Genomic DNA, 16,681 nt, shown 5'->3' with positions numbered 1-16,681 from the left:
GAAAATACCCACCATGGTGCAAAACCGCGGGCTTGAGAGGCTCGGTCTAGAGCCTCCGCAGGGAACAATCAATTCTGTTGATTATTACCATTGCGTTTATGAACTTTTATATCGACTTATCGAGAGTAGCATTAGCCCTGTACCCACTTTATCGCCCTCCCAAGGAGCAACCCTCATGAAACGCCAAATACTCGCTACCGTTCTGCTGTCTGTCCTGGCTTCCAGTGCTTTTGCCCTGCCAGCCGCTGAACAAGCTACCCCACAGAACAAAGCTCAAGCCGTGCAATCCAGCCAAACCGTGGCTCGCAGCGGTTCGCAAGAAGATGAAAACCGTGACTACGCCAAAGGCGCTGTTGCAGAAAACGGTTCGGAACACGCCAACAAACGTGCCTACACCGAAGGCGTTGCTGAAGGTGGCCGTGATCGCCTGGAACAGAAAGGTCTGGTAGAAGGCGGCGCTGAACAAGCCAACGACCGCGCATACACCCAAGGTATTGCCGAAGGTGGTGCTGATCGCCTGCAAGAACTGCATCAAGCTCAGAGCTAAGCCCGTGGTGGCCCAGAAAAAAGCCCGATCGACCGATCGGGCTTTTGCTTTTTTATAGAAACTACGTCACACCCCACACCACCAAGTTCGACGCCAGCGAAGCGGTTTTGCTAGAGTGCGTCGCTGTACTTGCCGACTAAGCCCGCCCGCCGATGCTGCCCCGCGCCGAACAGAAGCAACAGACCCGCCTCGCCCTGATGGACGCAGCCCGCCATCTGATGGAGTGTGGCCGTGGGTTCGGCAGCCTGAGCCTGCGCGAAGTGGCCAAGACCGCCGGGATCGTGCCGACCGGGTTCTATCGTCATTTTGACGACATGGACCAGTTGGGGTTGGTATTGGTCAGTGAAGTCGGCCAGACCTTCCGCGCCACGATTCGCCTGGTGCGCCACAACGAGTTCGTGATGGGCGGCATCATTGATGCGTCCGTACGGATCTTTCTGGATGTGGTCTCGGCCAACCGCTCGCAGTTCCTGTTCCTGGCCCGCGAACAATACGGTGGCTGCCTGGCTGTGCGCCAAGCCATCGGCGCCTTGCGCGAAGACATCACCAGCGACTTGGCGGCCGACCTCACACTGATGCCCAAGCTCCAGCACCTGGATGCCGAAGGCTTGCACGTAATGGCAGACCTGATCGTCAAGAGCGTGTTCGCCACCCTGCCCGACATCATTGACCCGCCGGCCCAGGCCCTGCCTGCCCATCTCACGCCTCAGGCGAAAATCACCCAGCAACTGCGCTTTATCTTTATCGGCCTCAAGCACTGGCAAGGCCTGGGCAGCACCGAGTAAGCCGATCAGCCCTACGGGTGGAAGCGTTTGGCGCTGGTGTAGTTTTTTTTCCAGAATCAGTGCGAATCAGATGAAAGAAATTTCATGCTGCACTCAGTAGAACTCAACGCAAAACGCCCACATCCGGTGCTATAAATTCAATCACGCACCATTTGGATGCGCCGTAGGAATCAACTGACGCCCTATTCGGTGGCATGCCCATGCTTGCCTACAGGGTTTTCCCATTCGCACGTGCGGTTGGCAAGCCCCTTGCTCTAGCTCTTTTATCGCTCATAGCTGGAAGCCTCCTGATGCTGGTGATCCACCGCCGAATCGCCCCCCAAGCCCTCTGGGCCGCTGAACTGCTGCTGAACTTCGAAGCACGCAGCAAAAGCCGCCTGCGCTGTTTCAGTGCCGACGGTGAAGACGTCGGCCTGTTTCTGGAGCGCGGCCAGCCGCCGTTGCACGATGGCGAATGCCTACAGGCTGAAGACGGACGTGTCGTACGCGTCGTTGCCCGCCCTGAACACCTGCTACACGTCACCTGCAGCAACGCGTTTGAACTGACCCGCGCGGCTTATCACCTCGGCAACCGCCATGTCGCCCTGCAAGTCGGCGACGGCTGGCTGCGCCTGCTTGATGACTATGTGCTCAAGGCCATGCTCGAACAGCTAGGGGCTCACACAGAAACCCTCGAAGCGCCGTTCCAGCCGGAACACGGCGCCTATGGCGGTGGTCATCACCATTCCCGCCACGGCGATGAAGACTTCAACTACCCGCCCAAGCTGCACCAGTTCGGCGTACGTCTATGAACCCAGCCTGGGCGCTGTTGCGCCTGGCCAGTCCGCAATTGCCGATTGGCGGCTACAGCTATTCCCAAGGCCTGGAAATGGCCGTGGACAATGGCCGCGTCAAGGATGCCGCCAGTGCGCGACGCTGGGTCAGCGACCAGTTGCTGCTCAACCTTGCGCGTTTCGAAGCGCCATTGCTGCTCGCCCATTGCCGCGCGGCGGCGGATGAAGACTGGCCGCATCTGGCGCAATTGTGCGAAGAACATCGCGCCAGCCGCGAGACCCGCGAGCTGTATCAGGAGAGCCGGCAAATGGGCTACTCCCTGCAACAACTGCTCAATGGCTTGCCGGAACTGGACGACGCCGCGCGTACATTTGTGCAGCAATGCGCCGAACCGCACCTGGCCCTGGGCTGGGCCCTGGCGGCGCGCGCCTGGCACATCAGCCCGGATGACGCCCTCGCCGCTTGGCTGTGGAGCTGGCTGGAAAACCAACTCGCCGTATTGATGAAGACGTTGCCGTTGGGCCAGCAGGCCGCCCAGCGCCTGACCAGCGAACTGCTGCCGCTGTTGCAACAAGCCCAGCAAGACGCCGGCCGCATCGACCCCAACCATTTCGGCAGCGCCGCGTTCGGCCTGTCCCTGGCGTGCATGGCCCATGAGCGCCAGTACAGCCGCTTGTTTCGTAGCTAGGGCCTTAAATTTTGGAGAAGCACATGAACACACAACCTTTGCGTGTCGGCATCGGCGGCCCGGTGGGCTCCGGCAAGACGGCCCTGACCTTGGCGCTGTGCCTGGCCTTGCGCGATCGCTACAACTTGGCCGTGGTGACCAACGACATCTACACCCGCGAAGACGCCGACTTTCTGGTGCGCAACCAAGCCCTGGCGCCCGAACGCATCATCGGCGTGGAAACCGGCGGCTGCCCGCACACGGCGATCCGCGAAGATGCCTCGATTAACCTCGAGGCGGTGGACCAACTCAACCGCCGCTTCCCCGGCCTGGACCTGATCCTGGTGGAGTCCGGCGGCGACAACCTGTCGGCGACGTTCAGCCCGGAGCTGTCAGACCTGACCATCTATGTGATCGATGTATCGGCCGGCGACAAGCTGCCACGCAAAGGCGGGCCCGGTATTTGCAAATCCGATTTGCTGGTGATCAACAAGATCGACCTCGCGCCGTTGGTAGGCGCCTCGCTTGAGCTGATGAACAGCGACACCCAGCGCATGCGCAACGGCAAACCCTTTGTGTTCAGCAACCAGAAAACTGGCGTCGGCCTGGATGAAATCGTCGCCTTTATCGAACGTCAGGGCCTGCTGACTGCTGCCTGATCCCACCCTAAAAAAGGAGCCTGTTCATGAGTCTCAACAAATTTCTCGCAACCGCTGCGCTGCTGCTCGCCCCAGCCCTCGCCTTCGCTCACCCCGGGCATGGTGATAATGGTTTGGTCGCCGGCATCAGCCACCCGTTGGGCGGTATTGATCACTTACTGGCTATGGTCGCGGTCGGCCTGTGGGCGGCGCAGCAAAAAGGCAACGCGCGCTGGGCCCTGCCTTGCACCTTTGTCGGCACCATGCTGATTGGCGGCCTGCTGGGCTTTGAAGGCCTGCAATTGCCGGCGCTGGAGAGCGGGATTGCTGCCTCGGTGCTGGCGCTGGGCCTGGCAGTGGCGCTGGCGGTGCGGCCGCCGCTGTTTGTGGCGGTGGGTGCTACAGCGCTGTTTGCGTTGTTCCATGGCGTGGCGCATGGCCTGGAACTGCCGGACATGTCCAGCCCGTGGGCGTATGCGGCTGGGTTTGTGGGCGCGACGGCGGTTCTGCATGCGGCGGGTTATGCCGTAGTGCGCTTCCTGCCGGCGGCCGCAGCGCCGCTGGTGCGGGTGGCTGGAGCGGCTTCGGCGGCGACTGGGGTTTGGTTGTTGGCGGGCTAACCTTGATCGTTCCCACGCTCTGCGTGGGAACGCCGCCCAGGACGCTCCGCGTCCCAAAGCACGACGCAGAGCGTCACAAAATGCATTCCCACGCAGAGCGTGGGAACGATCAGCCTGCTACCATGCGCGCCTACACCCCTGCCGTGACGACGCCAGCCGATGCCCATCGCTCCAAGTTCCGCCTCCCAGCCTTCGTTGAACGCCGTGCTCACGCACTTCCATGACCTGATCGTGCCGCTCTGGCAGGGCCCGGGCTGGAATGCCGAGTTGGCGTTGCCCTATGAGGCGCTGGACGCCGATCACCAGCCATTGCCCCCGCAACGCTACCGCGCGATGGCCTGTGCCCGGCAGTTGTACCTGTTCGCCAGCCTGATCGGCGAGCCCGGTGCAACCTTTGTCGAAGAGCGCGCGGCGGCGCTGTTCCGTTCCCTGCAGCGGCACTTCCACGACGCCGAGCACGGTGGTTGGTTCTACAGCATCGACGCCCACGGCAAGCCGCTGGATAAGCGCAAAGACCTCTACACCCACGCCTTCATCATCTTCGCCTGCGCCCATTACTGGGCCAAAGTGCGTGAGCCATTGGTGGAGTCGGTGCTCGACGCAGCCCTGGAAGTGGTCGCCGAACGCTTCGCCACCGGCGACGGCCTGTACGAAGCGGTGTTGGAACGCAATTGGTCGTCCCTCAAGTCCGGCCCGCTGCAAAACCCGCTGATGCACCTGGCCGAAGGCTTTCTCGCCACGCTGGCAGTGCGTGAAGACGCCGTCACGCAAGATGCGCTGCTGGACCTCGCCACCGCCATGCAGAAGCGCTTCATCGACCGCCAGCACGGCGTGATGATGGAAAAGCCGCTGGGCGCTGTGGATAACTGGTTTGAGCCGGGCCACCAGTTCGAATGGTTCTTTTTGCTCGAGTCTTCAGACGTACTGCGCGGCACGCCGCTGCATGCCTCGTTGACGCGGGCATTTGCCTACGCCGAGCTTAAGGGTGTGGATAAATTGAGCGGCGCGGTCAGCGGCATGCTTGCCCTGGACGGCACGGTGCGTGATGGCACTCAACGGATCTGGGCCCAGGCGGAATACCTGCGGGCACTGACCTTACGGCCTGAGAGTGAGGCGGTGCTGCAACGCCAATTGCTGGCGCTGCAACAGCACTTCCTGCATGAAAAGGGTTGGCATGAGTGCCTGGATGCCAAGGGCGCCGTGAGCCGACGGGATATGCCGTCTACTACGCCGTATCACTTGGCGACCTGCTATCAGGGGCTGACCTCAAAGGCCCTATCGTAGCGGTGCGACCTGTCGACAAGCCCGCCCCCACACTTGACCGCGTCCAACCGTTGGAATGCGGTTAACTGTGGGAGCTGGCTTGCCTGCGATAGCCTCACCTCGGTCTAACTGACCATCACGCAATCCACTTGCGATCCCCTGTAAAACTGATCGTCAGCCAGCGCGCCGCATCCGGCGTACCGAGCCCTGTGGATATCTCTTCGCGCAACCCATCAAGGGTTGCGACGCTGCCCACCGGGTAATCCGTCGGCAACACCACATGAATCTCGATAAACCGCGCCCGCCCGTGCTTTTGCACGTAGGACACGTAGTCGTCGAAACCATGCTTGGCCTGGGCCGCGTCCATCACTTCGCGCACCTTGTCGTCCAAGTGGTCCGGGGCAATCCCCAGCACTTCGCGCAACGCCGGGCGCAGGATCTTGAACGCCGGCGCCAGCATGCTCAGGGCCAACAGGATCAGAATCAGTGGGTCGACATACACCGCCCACTCGCCATAGCCTTGAGACTTGAGCAACAGCGCGGCAAGAAAGCTGATCAGCAAGCCCACCGAGAGCATCGCGTCCACCAGCCAGCTGATGTTGTCGAACTGGATCAGCGAGGATTTCAGTTTGCGATTGCGGTAGCGCACGTAGAAGAAGTAGCCGAATTCGACGACGGTAAACACCGCCGCGTAAACGATCACCAGCCCTAGCTCGATCTCGCGCCCGCCATTGATAATGCCGAACACGCCGTTGAGAAACGCGTAGATGGCGATCAGCAGCAAAAAGCTGCCTTCGATCAGCAATACCATCGGCTCCAAGTGCCAGTAGCCGAACTGGAAGCGCTCGTTGCTTTTCTTTGCGATCAGCTTGGCCGTGATCAGCATCAACACCTTGATGGCGGTGGCGATCAGCGAGAAAAAGCCGTCGAATAGAATGGATTGGGCGCCAGACATCATACCCGTGACAATCCCGGCGATCGCTACAGCGAACATCAGGATGGTCGATTGTTTGAGCAGTGCCTGCTCACCTCGGTTACTCACATTTCCTCCCGTCAAAACCTTTAAACCGCACAGCGCGGAGGGGTTTTCCGGAGTGGAGTGTACCTTATGTCTTGTTTTGGCCGATTTGACGCCTTCGCAGGCAAGCCAGCTCCCACATTTGATCGGGTTCACACGGTCAAAATGTGGGAGCCGGACTTGCCCGCGATGGCCGCAACTCGGTCTTAACCTTTAGCCCCACGCTCAATCGCAAACCCAGCCCACGTCTGGCTCACCGGCATCAGCTCCAACCGGTTGATATTCACGTGCGCCGGCGTGTTGAGCACCCAGAAGATGGTGTCGGCGATGTCCTGTGGCTGGATCGGCTCGGCACCGGCGTAGGTCGCGTCGTAACGCGCCTGGTCACCGCCGAAGCGCACCAGTGAAAACTCGCTCTCGCACAGGCCTGGCTCGATGTTGGTCACGCGCACGCCAGTGCCTTGCAGGTCGCAGCGCAGGTTCAGCGAGAATTGCTTCACGAACGCCTTGGAGCCGCCATACACGTGGCTGCCTGGGTATGGGTAGCTGCCAGCGATGGAACCGAGGTTGATGATCCCGGCGCCACGGCCGTGGGCAATCAGGCGCGGCAGCAGCAGGCTGGTGGTGGTCAGCAGGCCTTTGATGTTGGTGTCGACCATGGTTTCCCAATCGTCGAGGCTGCACTTAGGCGCAGGGTCGGTGCCCACGGCCAGGCCGGCGTTGTTGATCAGGCCACGCAATTTGGCAAAAGAAGGCGGCAGGTTGGCGATGGCGTCTTCCATGCCCTTGCGGTCACGCACGTCCACAACCAGGCCGTGTACTTCGGTCTGCTTGGAAAGCTCTTCGACCAAGGCATTCAAACGCTCGGCACGCCGGCCGGTAAGCACCAGTTTCCAACCGGCGTCGGCAAAACGACGGGCGCAGGCTTCGCCGAAACCTGAGGTTGCGCCAGTAATAAACAGCGTGTCGGACATGGTGTTCTCCTTGCGGGCATCGGAAAAAAAGTTGCCAGCAGAATGCCCTTACGCCGCGATTGCGGCAACCGCTAAGCACACAACTTCATGTACAGCTGATCATTTTTTAACCACCCCGAGCAGAGCCTTATACACCGTGGCCTGCAGCCATATGCGCGCAGGTTATCCACAGCTGCGCCCACAGTCTTTGGGGGCAAATGTAAAAAGCCAAAAGCCGCTGTGTGCAAGGCCTGTAGGCAGTTTTAGAAAGTTTTTTGCTTGACCTTGGGCGGGGCGTATGTAGCCCCTTGTAAAGAGGGAAAATCTGAGCGATGGCTCCAGGCCAGTCATTCCGGCCTCTGTGGCAGTCTTTCCAGAGTTTAGTCACAGACTTATCCACAGGCTGGGGAACATAAATCGGTCATATACCTGTGTCTTTAAACAGGTTGACAAAACCCTTGATCGGTCTCGAAAAACCAGCTGATCATAAAACAACCACAACGCTACAAGCCACGTGGTTAAAGGCTTTCAGCCAGCTACTCCCACGTTACCCACAGCCGGTTCCACAGCGAATGGGGACAAGTCAAAACTGTGACAAAACAGGGATTTGCGGCGGCTATATGTCGCGCTTTGGAGGGCGGCTGGATTTGTTTTCCACAATTTGCCGGGGAGCCTGTGGACACCCCTAAAAACAAGTGTGGGAACCGGCTTTATGTGGCAGCCGGTTCCCACATGGGTTATTGCATCAAGCCTTCAGATCAGTGCCCGCCGAGGTAGGCGTTGCGCACTTCGCCGGGGAGCCTGTGGACACCCCTAAAAACAAGTGTGGGAACCGGCTTTATGTGGCAGCCGGTTCCCACATGGGTTATTGCATCAAGCCTTCAGATCAGTGCCCGCCGAGGTAGGCGTTGCGCACTTCCTCGTTCACCAGCAACTCCTTACCCGTGCCCGTCAGGCGAATCTCGCCGTTAACCATCACGTAAGCCCGGTCAGACAAGCGCAACGCATGGTTCGCGTTCTGCTCCACCAGGAAGATCGTCATGCCAGTGGCCGCCAGTTCACGCAGGGTGGCGAAGATCTGCTTCACCACAATCGGCGCTAAGCCCAGGCTCGGTTCGTCCAGCAGCAACAGCTTGGGCCGGCTCATCAGCGCGCGAGCGATGGCGAGCATTTGCTGCTCACCGCCAGACATGGTCATGGCGCGCTGGGTGCGCCGTTCCTTGAGCCGAGGGAACAGCTCGAACATGCGCTGCATATCTTCCTGGGCGAATTTGTCACCAATCGGAATGGTGCCCATCAACAGGTTTTCCTCGACGGTCATGTCGGGGAACACCCGCCGCCCTTCCGGCGACTGCGCAATGCCGTTGGAGGCGATGTAGTGGGACGACTTGTGGGTAATGTCGACGCCGTTATAGAGAATCTGCCCGGACTCAGCCCGAGGCTGGCCGAAGATCGACATCAGCAGCGTGGATTTACCCGCGCCGTTGGAGCCGATCAGGCTGACGGTTTCGCCTTCGTTGATGTGCAGCGAGACTTTTTTCAGGGCCTGGATCGGGCCGTAAAACACGTCCAGGTCCTTCATTTCGAGGATAGGTGCACTCATACCAGCTCCTCTTCGTCTGCGCCCAGGTAGGCGGCAATCACTTTCGGGTCGTTGCGGATCGCTTCCGGGCCACCTTCGGCGATCACGTTGCCGTGGTCGAGCACCACGATGTGGTCGGAAATACTCATCACCATGCCCATGTCGTGTTCGATCAGCACCACCGTGAGGTCGTGTTCGTCGCGCAGCAGGCGAATCATCGCGCTGAGCGCTTCGGTTTCCTGCGGGTTAAGGCCGGCTGCCGGTTCGTCCAGGCAGATGATCTGCGGCCGGGTGCACATGGCACGGGCGATTTCCAGGCGGCGCTGCTGGCCGTAGGAAAGCTCGCCGGCCAGGCGGTTGGCGCAGTCCACCAGGTCCACCACTTCCAACCAGTAGAAGGCGTGGTCGAGCGCATCGCTTTCGGCCTTGCGGTAGCCCTTGGTATTGAGGATACCGGCGAGCATGTTGCGGTTGACCCACATGTGCTGGGCCACCAGCAGGTTTTCCAGCACCGACATTTCCTTGAACAGGCGAATGTTCTGGAAGGTCCGCGCCAAGCCTGCACGGTTCACCAGGTGGGTGCCGCCGAACATCTTGTAGTACACGCGGCTGAAGAAGCTTTTGGGCGACACGAAGTCGACAGCTTTGAAGCGTTCGCCGAGCAACTGAATCACGTTGGTCTGCTTGCCGCGTATGCTGAGTTCGATCTTGCCGCCACTGGCTTTGTAGAAGCCGGTGAGGCAGTTGAACACCGTGGTCTTGCCGGCGCCGTTGGGGCCGATCAAGGCGAAGATCGAGTTGCGTTCGACCTTGAGGCTCACATCGCTCAAGGCCTTGATGCCACCGAAGTGCATCATCAAATGTTCGACGGAGAGCACGACTTCTTTGCTCATGGCGCCACTCCTTTACGTGGTGTCACACCGGTACGGCTGATCCGGATCAGGCCGCGTGGCCGCCAGATCATCATCACCACCATCAATACGCCAAACAGCAGCACGCGGTACTCGGAGAAGCTGCGCAGCAGTTCCGGCGCCACGGTCAATACGAAGGCCGCAATCACCACGCCGACCGTCGAGCCCATACCGCCCAATACCACGATGGCCAGAATCAGCGCCGACTCGAAGAAGGTGAACGACGACGGGTTGACGAAGCCTTGATAGCTGGCAAAAAACACCCCGGCAAGACCCGCCGTGGACGCGCCGATGGTGAAGGCCAAGAGCTTGACCAGTACGTGGTTCAGGCCCATGGAACGGCAGGCGATTTCATCTTCGCGCAAGGCTTCCCAGGCGCGGCCGACCGGCATGCGGGTCAGGCGATGCTTGATGTACAGCACGGCCAGGACCACCAGGAACAGCACGATGTAGATAAACATGAACTTGATGTTGGGGTTGTAATCGAGGCCGAAGAACTCGTGGAACGGAATCCCACCCTCCTTGGCTTTACGCCCGAACTCAAGGCCCAGGAACGTCGGCGAAGGCACCGGCATACCGTTCGGGCCACCGGTAAACGACAGCCAGTTATTCAGCACCAGCCGGATGATTTCACCGAAGCCCAAGGTCACGATGGCCAAATAGTCACCGTGCATTCGTAGCACCGGGAAGCCGAGTATGCACCCCGCTAACGCCGCTGCGATGGCCGCCAGTGGCAGTACGCTCCAGAAGCCCAGGCCCAGGTATTGATAACCCAACGCCAAGCCGTAGGCGCCGATGGCGTAGAACGCCACGTAACCCAGGTCGAGCAAGCCGGCCAAGCCGACCACGATGTTCAGGCCCAGGCCGAGCAACACGTAGATCAGCCCGAGGATGACCACGGTGAGCAAGTACTTGTTGGCGAAGATCGGGAACACGATGGCGATCACGATCAGCGCCGGGATGATCCAGCGCAGTCGCGACTTGTAGTCCGGCGGCAGCACGTGCACGCCGGAGCTGCTGCTCTCGAACCCCTGCAGAATCTTCACGCCCTTGGGGGTTTGCAGGAACAGGCTTAAGGCAAAACGGCCGGCCATCACGATGGCGACCAGAATGGCCACGCGCGCCGGTTGCAGGTTGAAGCTGTAGCCGTCGAGTACCAAGCCGACGATCGGACCGAACACGATCAACGAAATCAGCCCGGCGAGGACCGTATCGACCACACTTTTCTTGATATCGATAGATTTGGCAGCAGACATGTTTACACCTTCGCCACGAGCGGACGACCAAGCAGGCCCTGAGGACGGAAAATCAGAATCACCACCAGCAGAGAGAAACTGAACACGTCTTTGTAGTCAGAGTTGATCAACCCTGCGAACAGCGACTCGGAGATACCCAGGATGATCCCGCCGAGCATGGCCCCAGGCAGGGAACCGATGCCGCCGAGTACCGCTGCGGTAAATGCCTTGATGCCGATGATGAAGCCGGCATAGAAGTCGAACGTGCCGTAGTTCAGGGTAATCAGCACGCCGGCCAGGGCCGCCATGGCTGCACCAATCACGAACACGTAGGAGATCACCCGGTCGGTGTTGATACCCAGGATCGACGCCATCTTGCGGTCTTGCTGGGTGGCACGGCACATGCGGCCCAGCTTGGTGTATTTGATGATGTAGGTCAGCAGCCCCATGCCGAGAAACGCGGCCACCAGGATGAACACCTTGGTGTAGGTCAACTGCACGAACCCGCTGCCGATATCGACGCGCCAGGCGCCGGCCAGCAGGGTAGGAATCCCTTGTTGTTTCGCACCCTGGGCGATCTGCGCGTAGTTCTGCAGGATCAGGGAGATACCGATGGCGCTGATCAGCGGTGCCAGTCGGGTGGAGTTGCGCAGCGGTTTGTAGGCGACACGCTCGATGACCCAACCGTAAACGCCGGTGACGACCACGGTGAATATCAGGGTGCCGAGAATGAGCAGCGGGAAGGATTCGATGCCGAAATAAGCCAGCAGTGCCAGACTGATCGCCGCGAGGTAAGCGGAAATCATATAAACCTCGCCGTGGGCGAAGTTGATCATGCCAATGATGCCATAGACCATTGTGTAGCCGATGGCGATCAGGCCATAGACCGACCCGAGAGTCAGACCGTTGACCAGTTGCTGCAGGAAAATACCATCCATAACGCAATCTCACGCGGTGAGCACCTGCACACCCGTGGGTGTGCGGCGCTTCTGGAGGAAAAGACAGATCTGTTGCCGGTCACGATGGGGCAGGCAACCAAGTTCCCTGTGGGAGCTGGCCTTGTGTGGGAGCTGGCTCCCACACAAGCCCGGCGCCCACTGGGGCGGTCCCACACAAGCCCGGCGCCCACAAGGTTCAGGGGTGCCGGGTAGATCGCGTGATTACTTCTGCTTTTCCAGCTGGTGGTATTTACCGTCTTTATCCCACTGGTAAACCACGTAGTCAGAGACTTTCAGGTCGCCCTTGCCGTCCCAGGCTTTTTCGCCCATTACGGTTTTTACCGGGTTAGCCTTGAGCCACTTGGCAGCGTCTTCACCTTTGTTGGACTTGGCGCCGTTGAAGCCGGCAGCCAGGGCCTGGATCGAGGCATAGGCGTACAGGGTGTAGCCTTCAGGCTCGGTGCCATTTTTGCGGAACTCTTCCACCACGGTCTTGCTGTCTGGCAGCAGGCGCGGGTCGGCGCCGAAGGTCATGTAGACGCCGTCTACGTATTGCGCGCCGCCTGCGGTGGCGACCAATTCGTCGGTGACAATGCCGTCATCGGACATGAACTTGACGTCTTTGAGGCCGGCTTCACGAATTTGGCGAACCAGTGGACCGGCTTCCGGGTGCAGCCCGCCGAAGTAAACGACGTCGGCACCGGTGGAGCGGATTTTGGTGACCAGGGCGCTGAAGTCTTTCTCGCCGCGGGTCAGGCCTTCTTCCAGCACCGGCTTGACGCCACGTTTAGTCAACTGCTGAGCGGTGGCGTCAGCCAGGCCCTTGCCGTAGGTGTCTTTGTCGTTGATAACCGCGACTTTTTTGCCCTTGAGCACGTCGACGATGTAGTCGCCGGCGACGATACCTTGCTGGTCGTCACGCCCGCACATACGGAACACGGCGCCCAGGCCACGTTCGGTCACCTGAGGGTTGGTGGAGCCCGGGGTGATCATGATGATCCCCGCTTCGTCGTACACCTCGGAGGCCGGGATGGTGTTGGACGAGCAGAAGTGCCCGACCACGCCGATCACTTTGTCTTGGTCCGCCAGGCGGTTGGCTACCGCTACAGCTTGCTTGGGCTCACAGGCGTCGTCGCCGGCCACCAGCTTGATCTGTTCGCCGTTAAGCCCACCCGCTTTGTTGATGACGTCGGCCGCCGCTTGGGCCCCCTTCATGTACTGCTCACCGAAAGCTGCGTTGGCGCCAGTCATCGGCCCCGCTACGCCAATCTTCACATCAGCTTGAACAAACGCAGAAACACCCAGCGCCGCTGCAACGGCGAGGGCCAGAAAGCCTTTCTTGTAAAACGTCTGGGACATGAGTGGTGCTCCGAGGTTTTTGTTTGTTGGCATTCTTCATAAATAAAGAGCGAATTCACTGCGGACTTTCAACCAAAACTTTCAGGGAAAGCCCAGAGCAAGGCGCGTGCCATTACTTTTTTATTCTTCAAAAAGACACGGTGTCATTGTTATTACAGGCGTTTCGCCTCCTTCTGCCAGGACGTGCAACCGTCTAGCATCGGAAGGTGCAACCAGCGGGCCTAAAAAGTACAACCCTGGCAGGTCGCACCTGCAACCAGTCGGATAAACGACAGTTCCTGCACCTGTAACAATGTGCGTAACGGAACTGCACATTTACAGTGCGTGATTGCTACGACTTGCACCAATACAGATTAGTAGCCTGCTAAGAAAATGCAGGCTTTTGCCATGTATTTCGCTGATCAGATCACGATCCGCAGGCATTGGCCCGCGTGATACAGCGAAAATCCAGCCTCATACAAGCAACTGCGCAGGCCCACTCCGGCCAGCGGCTGCATCGGTGCAAAGGGAATCGGCAACGCCTTGGGGTCCTGGTGACACAAATAGTCGGCAAATGCCTTGCCCACTACGCTGCCAGTAGTCACGCCACGCCCGTTGTAGCCCGTGACCGCCACCAAGCCGGGCGCCGGCTCGAACAGGCGCATCAGGTGGTCTGGGGTGAAGGCGATGCAGCCGGTCCAGGTGAATTCCCACTGCACCGATTTGAGGTACGGAAAGTAGTGCTGCTGCACCCGGTCGGCCCACGCCTTGAGGAACCATGCCGGTTTCTGGTTGCCGTTGCCCAGGCTGCCAAGCAACAGTCGGCCGTCAGCATCGCGGCGGATGCTGCTGAGTACCTGGCGTGTGTCCCACGAGCCTTGCCCGCCGGGAAGGATCTGTTTGGCGGCGTCGTCGGTCAGCGGGGCCGACGCGACTTGGTAGTAATAGCCAGGGAAGAAATTGCGCCGCAGCTCGGTCCACTCGCCTTCGGTGTAAGCATTGGAGGCGATCACCACCTGTGCAGCCTGCACAGAACCCTGCGCGGTCTGCACCGACCAGTGTGAACCCTGACGTTCCAGCTGGGTGACAGGGGAATGGTCGAAAAGCTGCCCGCCCAGGCCGACCGCCGCATTGGCCAAGCCACTGGTGTAGGCCATCGGGTTCAAGGTGCCGGCGCGCCGATCCAGCAGGGCGGCGGCAATCTTCTTAGTGCCCGTGGCTTGCTCGCACGCCTGCCCGGTCAGCAGTTCAACCGGCGCGCCACGGCGCTTCCATTGTTCTTCTCGACTGCGCAAATCCGCCTCGCCACGGGCGTTATGCGCCATGTGCAAAGTGCCCTCGCGGCGTAATTGGCAATCGATGCTGTATTTGTCGATCAGGCTGAACACCAGCGACGGCGCCGCGCCCAACATGCGGTTGAGCTGGCTGCCCACCGCCTCGCCAAAACCGGCTTCGATCTCATCCGGCGGGATCCACATGCCGGCGTTGACCAGCCCCACGTTACGCCCCGAACCACCATGGCCGGTGCGATGGCCCTCAAGCACGGCGACGCTTTTACCCTGTTCCAGCAAGTGAATAGCCGCCGACAACCCGGTGATCCCGGCGCCGATCACGCACACATCCACCTTGACCTCGCCCTTGAGCGCGGCCCGGTCCGGGCGGCCGGGGGTGAGGTGTTCCCATAAACACGTTTCGCGTAATGGCATTGCCAGACTCCGGAGAGGACCTAACAAACAACTATTATTTTGAATTGCAAACCCAACCAACTGTGGGGGCTGGCTTGCCTGCGATGCAGGCACCTCGGTGCATCAGGTACACCCAGGTGATGCTATCGCAGGCAAGCCAGCTCCCACATTTTGATCTCACTGCGACTTGAGGGATCAGTCGAAAGTAATACCCTGCGCCAGCGGCAACTCCAGCGAGTAGTTCACGGTATTGGTCTGGCGGCGCATGTACCCGCGCCACGCGTCCGAACCCGATTCACGCCCGCCACCGGTCTCTTTCTCACCACCAAACGCGCCACCAATCTCCGCGCCGCTCGGGCCGATGTTGACGTTGGCAATGCCGCAGTCACTGCCCACCGCCGACATGAACTGCTCGGCTTCACGCACATCGGTGGTGAAGATGCACGACGACAGGCCTTGTGGCACGGCGTTGTTCAGGCGCAGGGCTTCGTTGAAGTCGCTGTAGCCGATCACATACAGAATCGGCGCGAACGTTTCGGTGCACACCACGTCGCTTTGCTCGGGCATTTCCACAATCGCCGGTGACACGTAGTAGGCATTCGGGAATGTTTCTTCCAACTGACGCTTACCGCCGAACACCTTGCCGCCTTCGCTCAAGGCTTGCTCCAGGGCGTCCTGCATGTTTTCGAAGCTGTGCTTGTCGATCAGCGGGCCGATCAGGTTGCCTTCCAACGGGTGGCCGATGCGCACTTTGGAATAGGCCGCCTTGAGGCGGGTGACGATTTCTTCTTTGACCGATTCATGCGCGATCAACCGGCGCAGGCTGGTGCAACGCTGGCCGGCAGTGCCGACGGCGCTGAACAGGATGGCGCGCACGGCCATGTCCAGGTCGGCGCTTGGGCCGAGGATCATCGCGTTGTTGCCGCCCAGCTCGAGGATGCTGCGGGCAAAACGGGCGGCGACTTTCGGCGCCACTTCGCGGCCCATGCGCGTACTGCCGGTGGCGCTGATCAGCGCCACGCGCGGGTCATCCACCAGGGCAGCGCCGGCGTCACGGCCGCCGATAATCACTTGGCTCAGGTACTCGGGGGCATCGGTGAATTTCTTCAGCACGCGCTCAAAGAGCGCCTGGCACGCCAAAGCGGTGAGCGGGGTCTTTTCCGACGGTTTCCAGATCACGGCGTTGCCGCACACCAGCGCCAGCGTGGTGTTCCACGCCCACACCGCCACCGGGAAGTTAAAGGCGCTGATCACGCCGACCACGCCCAGCGGGTGCCAGGTTTCACGCATGTGGTGGCCCGGGCGCTCGGAGGCGATGGTCAAGCCGTACAGCTGGCGGGACAGGCCGACGGCGAAGTCGCAGATGTCGATCATCTCCTGCACTTCGCCCAGGCCTTCCTGGGTGATCTTGCCGGCTTCCCAGGACACCAGCTCGCCCAGGTCGGCCTTGTATTCGCGCAATACATCGCCAAATTGGCGCACCAGCTCGCCGCGACGCGGTGCCGGCACCTTGCGCCAGGCGTCGAATGCATGCTCGGCGCGACTGACCTGCTGCTCCACCTCGGCGGCACCTTCCCAGTGCACGCTAGCGATACGGCTGCCATCAATCGGCGAATGCACGGGTTGTTTACCCGACTGGTACAGCGCCGGGTTTACCCCGAGACGATCAAGCAATGCGGCAACCATGGGTCACTCCTTCAATCCACAAACAGAAAAATTGCGCCGCG

The 16,681-nt window shown here is 60.3% G+C and carries 16 protein-coding genes; 7 read left to right on the top strand and 9 right to left on the bottom strand.

The annotated features are described in order from the left end of the window. Positions 1–175: 175 nt before the first annotated feature. The 7 genes from GJU48_RS02640 (at position 176) to GJU48_RS02610 (ending at position 5,315) form a co-directional block, all read left to right on the top strand. Entirely contained in the window at positions 176–547 is a 372-nt protein-coding gene (locus tag GJU48_RS02640; RefSeq protein ID WP_094949752.1) for a hypothetical protein, read from the top strand. 152 nt (positions 548–699) lie between these two features. Beyond that, entirely contained in the window at positions 700–1,332 is a 633-nt protein-coding gene (locus GJU48_RS02635; RefSeq protein WP_053254084.1) for a TetR family transcriptional regulator, read from the top strand. A 290-nt stretch (positions 1,333–1,622) separates the two neighbouring features. Next, the gene (gene ureE, locus GJU48_RS02630; RefSeq protein WP_094949750.1) at positions 1,623–2,123 is read left to right on the top strand and encodes an urease accessory protein UreE; all 501 of its coding nucleotides are present in this window, start codon (positions 1,623–1,625) and stop codon (positions 2,121–2,123) included. After that, the gene (locus tag GJU48_RS02625) at positions 2,120–2,794 is read left to right on the top strand and encodes an urease accessory protein UreF (protein ID WP_094949749.1); all 675 of its coding nucleotides are present in this window, start codon (positions 2,120–2,122) and stop codon (positions 2,792–2,794) included. Before ureE ends, GJU48_RS02625 begins: the two co-directional genes overlap by 4 nt. 23 nt (positions 2,795–2,817) lie before the next feature. Continuing rightward, positions 2,818–3,432 carry an urease accessory protein UreG gene (gene ureG / locus GJU48_RS02620; protein WP_017849719.1) on the top strand — a complete coding sequence of 205 codons (615 nt, stop codon included), beginning with the start codon at positions 2,818–2,820 and terminating at the stop codon, positions 3,430–3,432. A gap of 26 nt (positions 3,433–3,458) precedes the next feature. Then, the gene (locus GJU48_RS02615; RefSeq protein WP_094949748.1) at positions 3,459–4,031 is read left to right on the top strand and encodes a HupE/UreJ family protein; all 573 of its coding nucleotides are present in this window, start codon (positions 3,459–3,461) and stop codon (positions 4,029–4,031) included. A gap of 159 nt (positions 4,032–4,190) precedes the next feature. Then, entirely contained in the window at positions 4,191–5,315 is a 1,125-nt protein-coding gene (locus tag GJU48_RS02610; RefSeq protein ID WP_094949747.1) for an AGE family epimerase/isomerase, read from the top strand. 115 nt (positions 5,316–5,430) lie between these two features. On the opposite strand, the gene GJU48_RS02605 is transcribed toward GJU48_RS02610, so the two are convergent. The 9 genes from GJU48_RS02605 to amaB all read right to left on the bottom strand — a co-directional run bounded on the left by GJU48_RS02605 (position 5,431) and on the right by amaB (position 16,640). After that, positions 5,431–6,336: a cation diffusion facilitator family transporter gene (locus GJU48_RS02605; protein ID WP_094949746.1), complete on the bottom strand. Its 906-nt coding sequence runs from the start codon at positions 6,334–6,336 to the stop codon at positions 5,431–5,433. Between the two features lie 182 nt (positions 6,337–6,518). Next, a complete protein-coding gene (locus GJU48_RS02600; RefSeq protein ID WP_094949745.1) occupies positions 6,519–7,286 on the bottom strand; it encodes an SDR family oxidoreductase in 768 nt (255 codons plus the stop codon). A gap of 865 nt (positions 7,287–8,151) precedes the next feature. Next, entirely contained in the window at positions 8,152–8,868 is a 717-nt protein-coding gene (locus GJU48_RS02595; RefSeq protein WP_094949744.1) for an ABC transporter ATP-binding protein, read from the bottom strand. Beyond that, entirely contained in the window at positions 8,865–9,740 is an 876-nt protein-coding gene (locus GJU48_RS02590; protein WP_094949743.1) for an ABC transporter ATP-binding protein, read from the bottom strand. Before GJU48_RS02590 ends, GJU48_RS02595 begins: the two co-directional genes overlap by 4 nt. Beyond that, the gene (gene livM, locus GJU48_RS02585) at positions 9,737–11,014 is read right to left on the bottom strand and encodes a high-affinity branched-chain amino acid ABC transporter permease LivM (RefSeq protein WP_094949742.1); all 1,278 of its coding nucleotides are present in this window, start codon (positions 11,012–11,014) and stop codon (positions 9,737–9,739) included. Before livM ends, GJU48_RS02590 begins: the two co-directional genes overlap by 4 nt. 2 nt (positions 11,015–11,016) lie before the next feature. Beyond that, positions 11,017–11,931, bottom strand: coding sequence for an ABC transporter permease subunit (locus GJU48_RS02580; protein WP_094949741.1), 915 nt, complete (start codon positions 11,929–11,931; stop codon positions 11,017–11,019). A gap of 222 nt (positions 11,932–12,153) precedes the next feature. Next, entirely contained in the window at positions 12,154–13,290 is a 1,137-nt protein-coding gene (locus GJU48_RS02575; RefSeq protein ID WP_094949740.1) for a branched-chain amino acid ABC transporter substrate-binding protein, read from the bottom strand. A gap of 401 nt (positions 13,291–13,691) precedes the next feature. Then, positions 13,692–14,975 (bottom strand): L-pipecolate oxidase, encoded by a 1,284-nt coding sequence (gene amaA, locus GJU48_RS02570; protein ID WP_094949739.1) that lies wholly within the window; start codon positions 14,973–14,975, stop codon positions 13,692–13,694. A 174-nt stretch (positions 14,976–15,149) separates the two neighbouring features. Beyond that, positions 15,150–16,640 carry an L-piperidine-6-carboxylate dehydrogenase gene (gene amaB, locus GJU48_RS02565; RefSeq protein ID WP_094949738.1) on the bottom strand — a complete coding sequence of 497 codons (1,491 nt, stop codon included), beginning with the start codon at positions 16,638–16,640 and terminating at the stop codon, positions 15,150–15,152. Positions 16,641–16,681 lie beyond the last annotated feature (41 nt).

It is taken from the genome of Pseudomonas sp. IB20 (genome assembly GCF_009707325.1).
Lineage (GTDB): Bacteria > Pseudomonadota > Gammaproteobacteria > Pseudomonadales > Pseudomonadaceae > Aquipseudomonas.
This window is presented reverse-complemented; position numbering and strand designations above follow the sequence as displayed.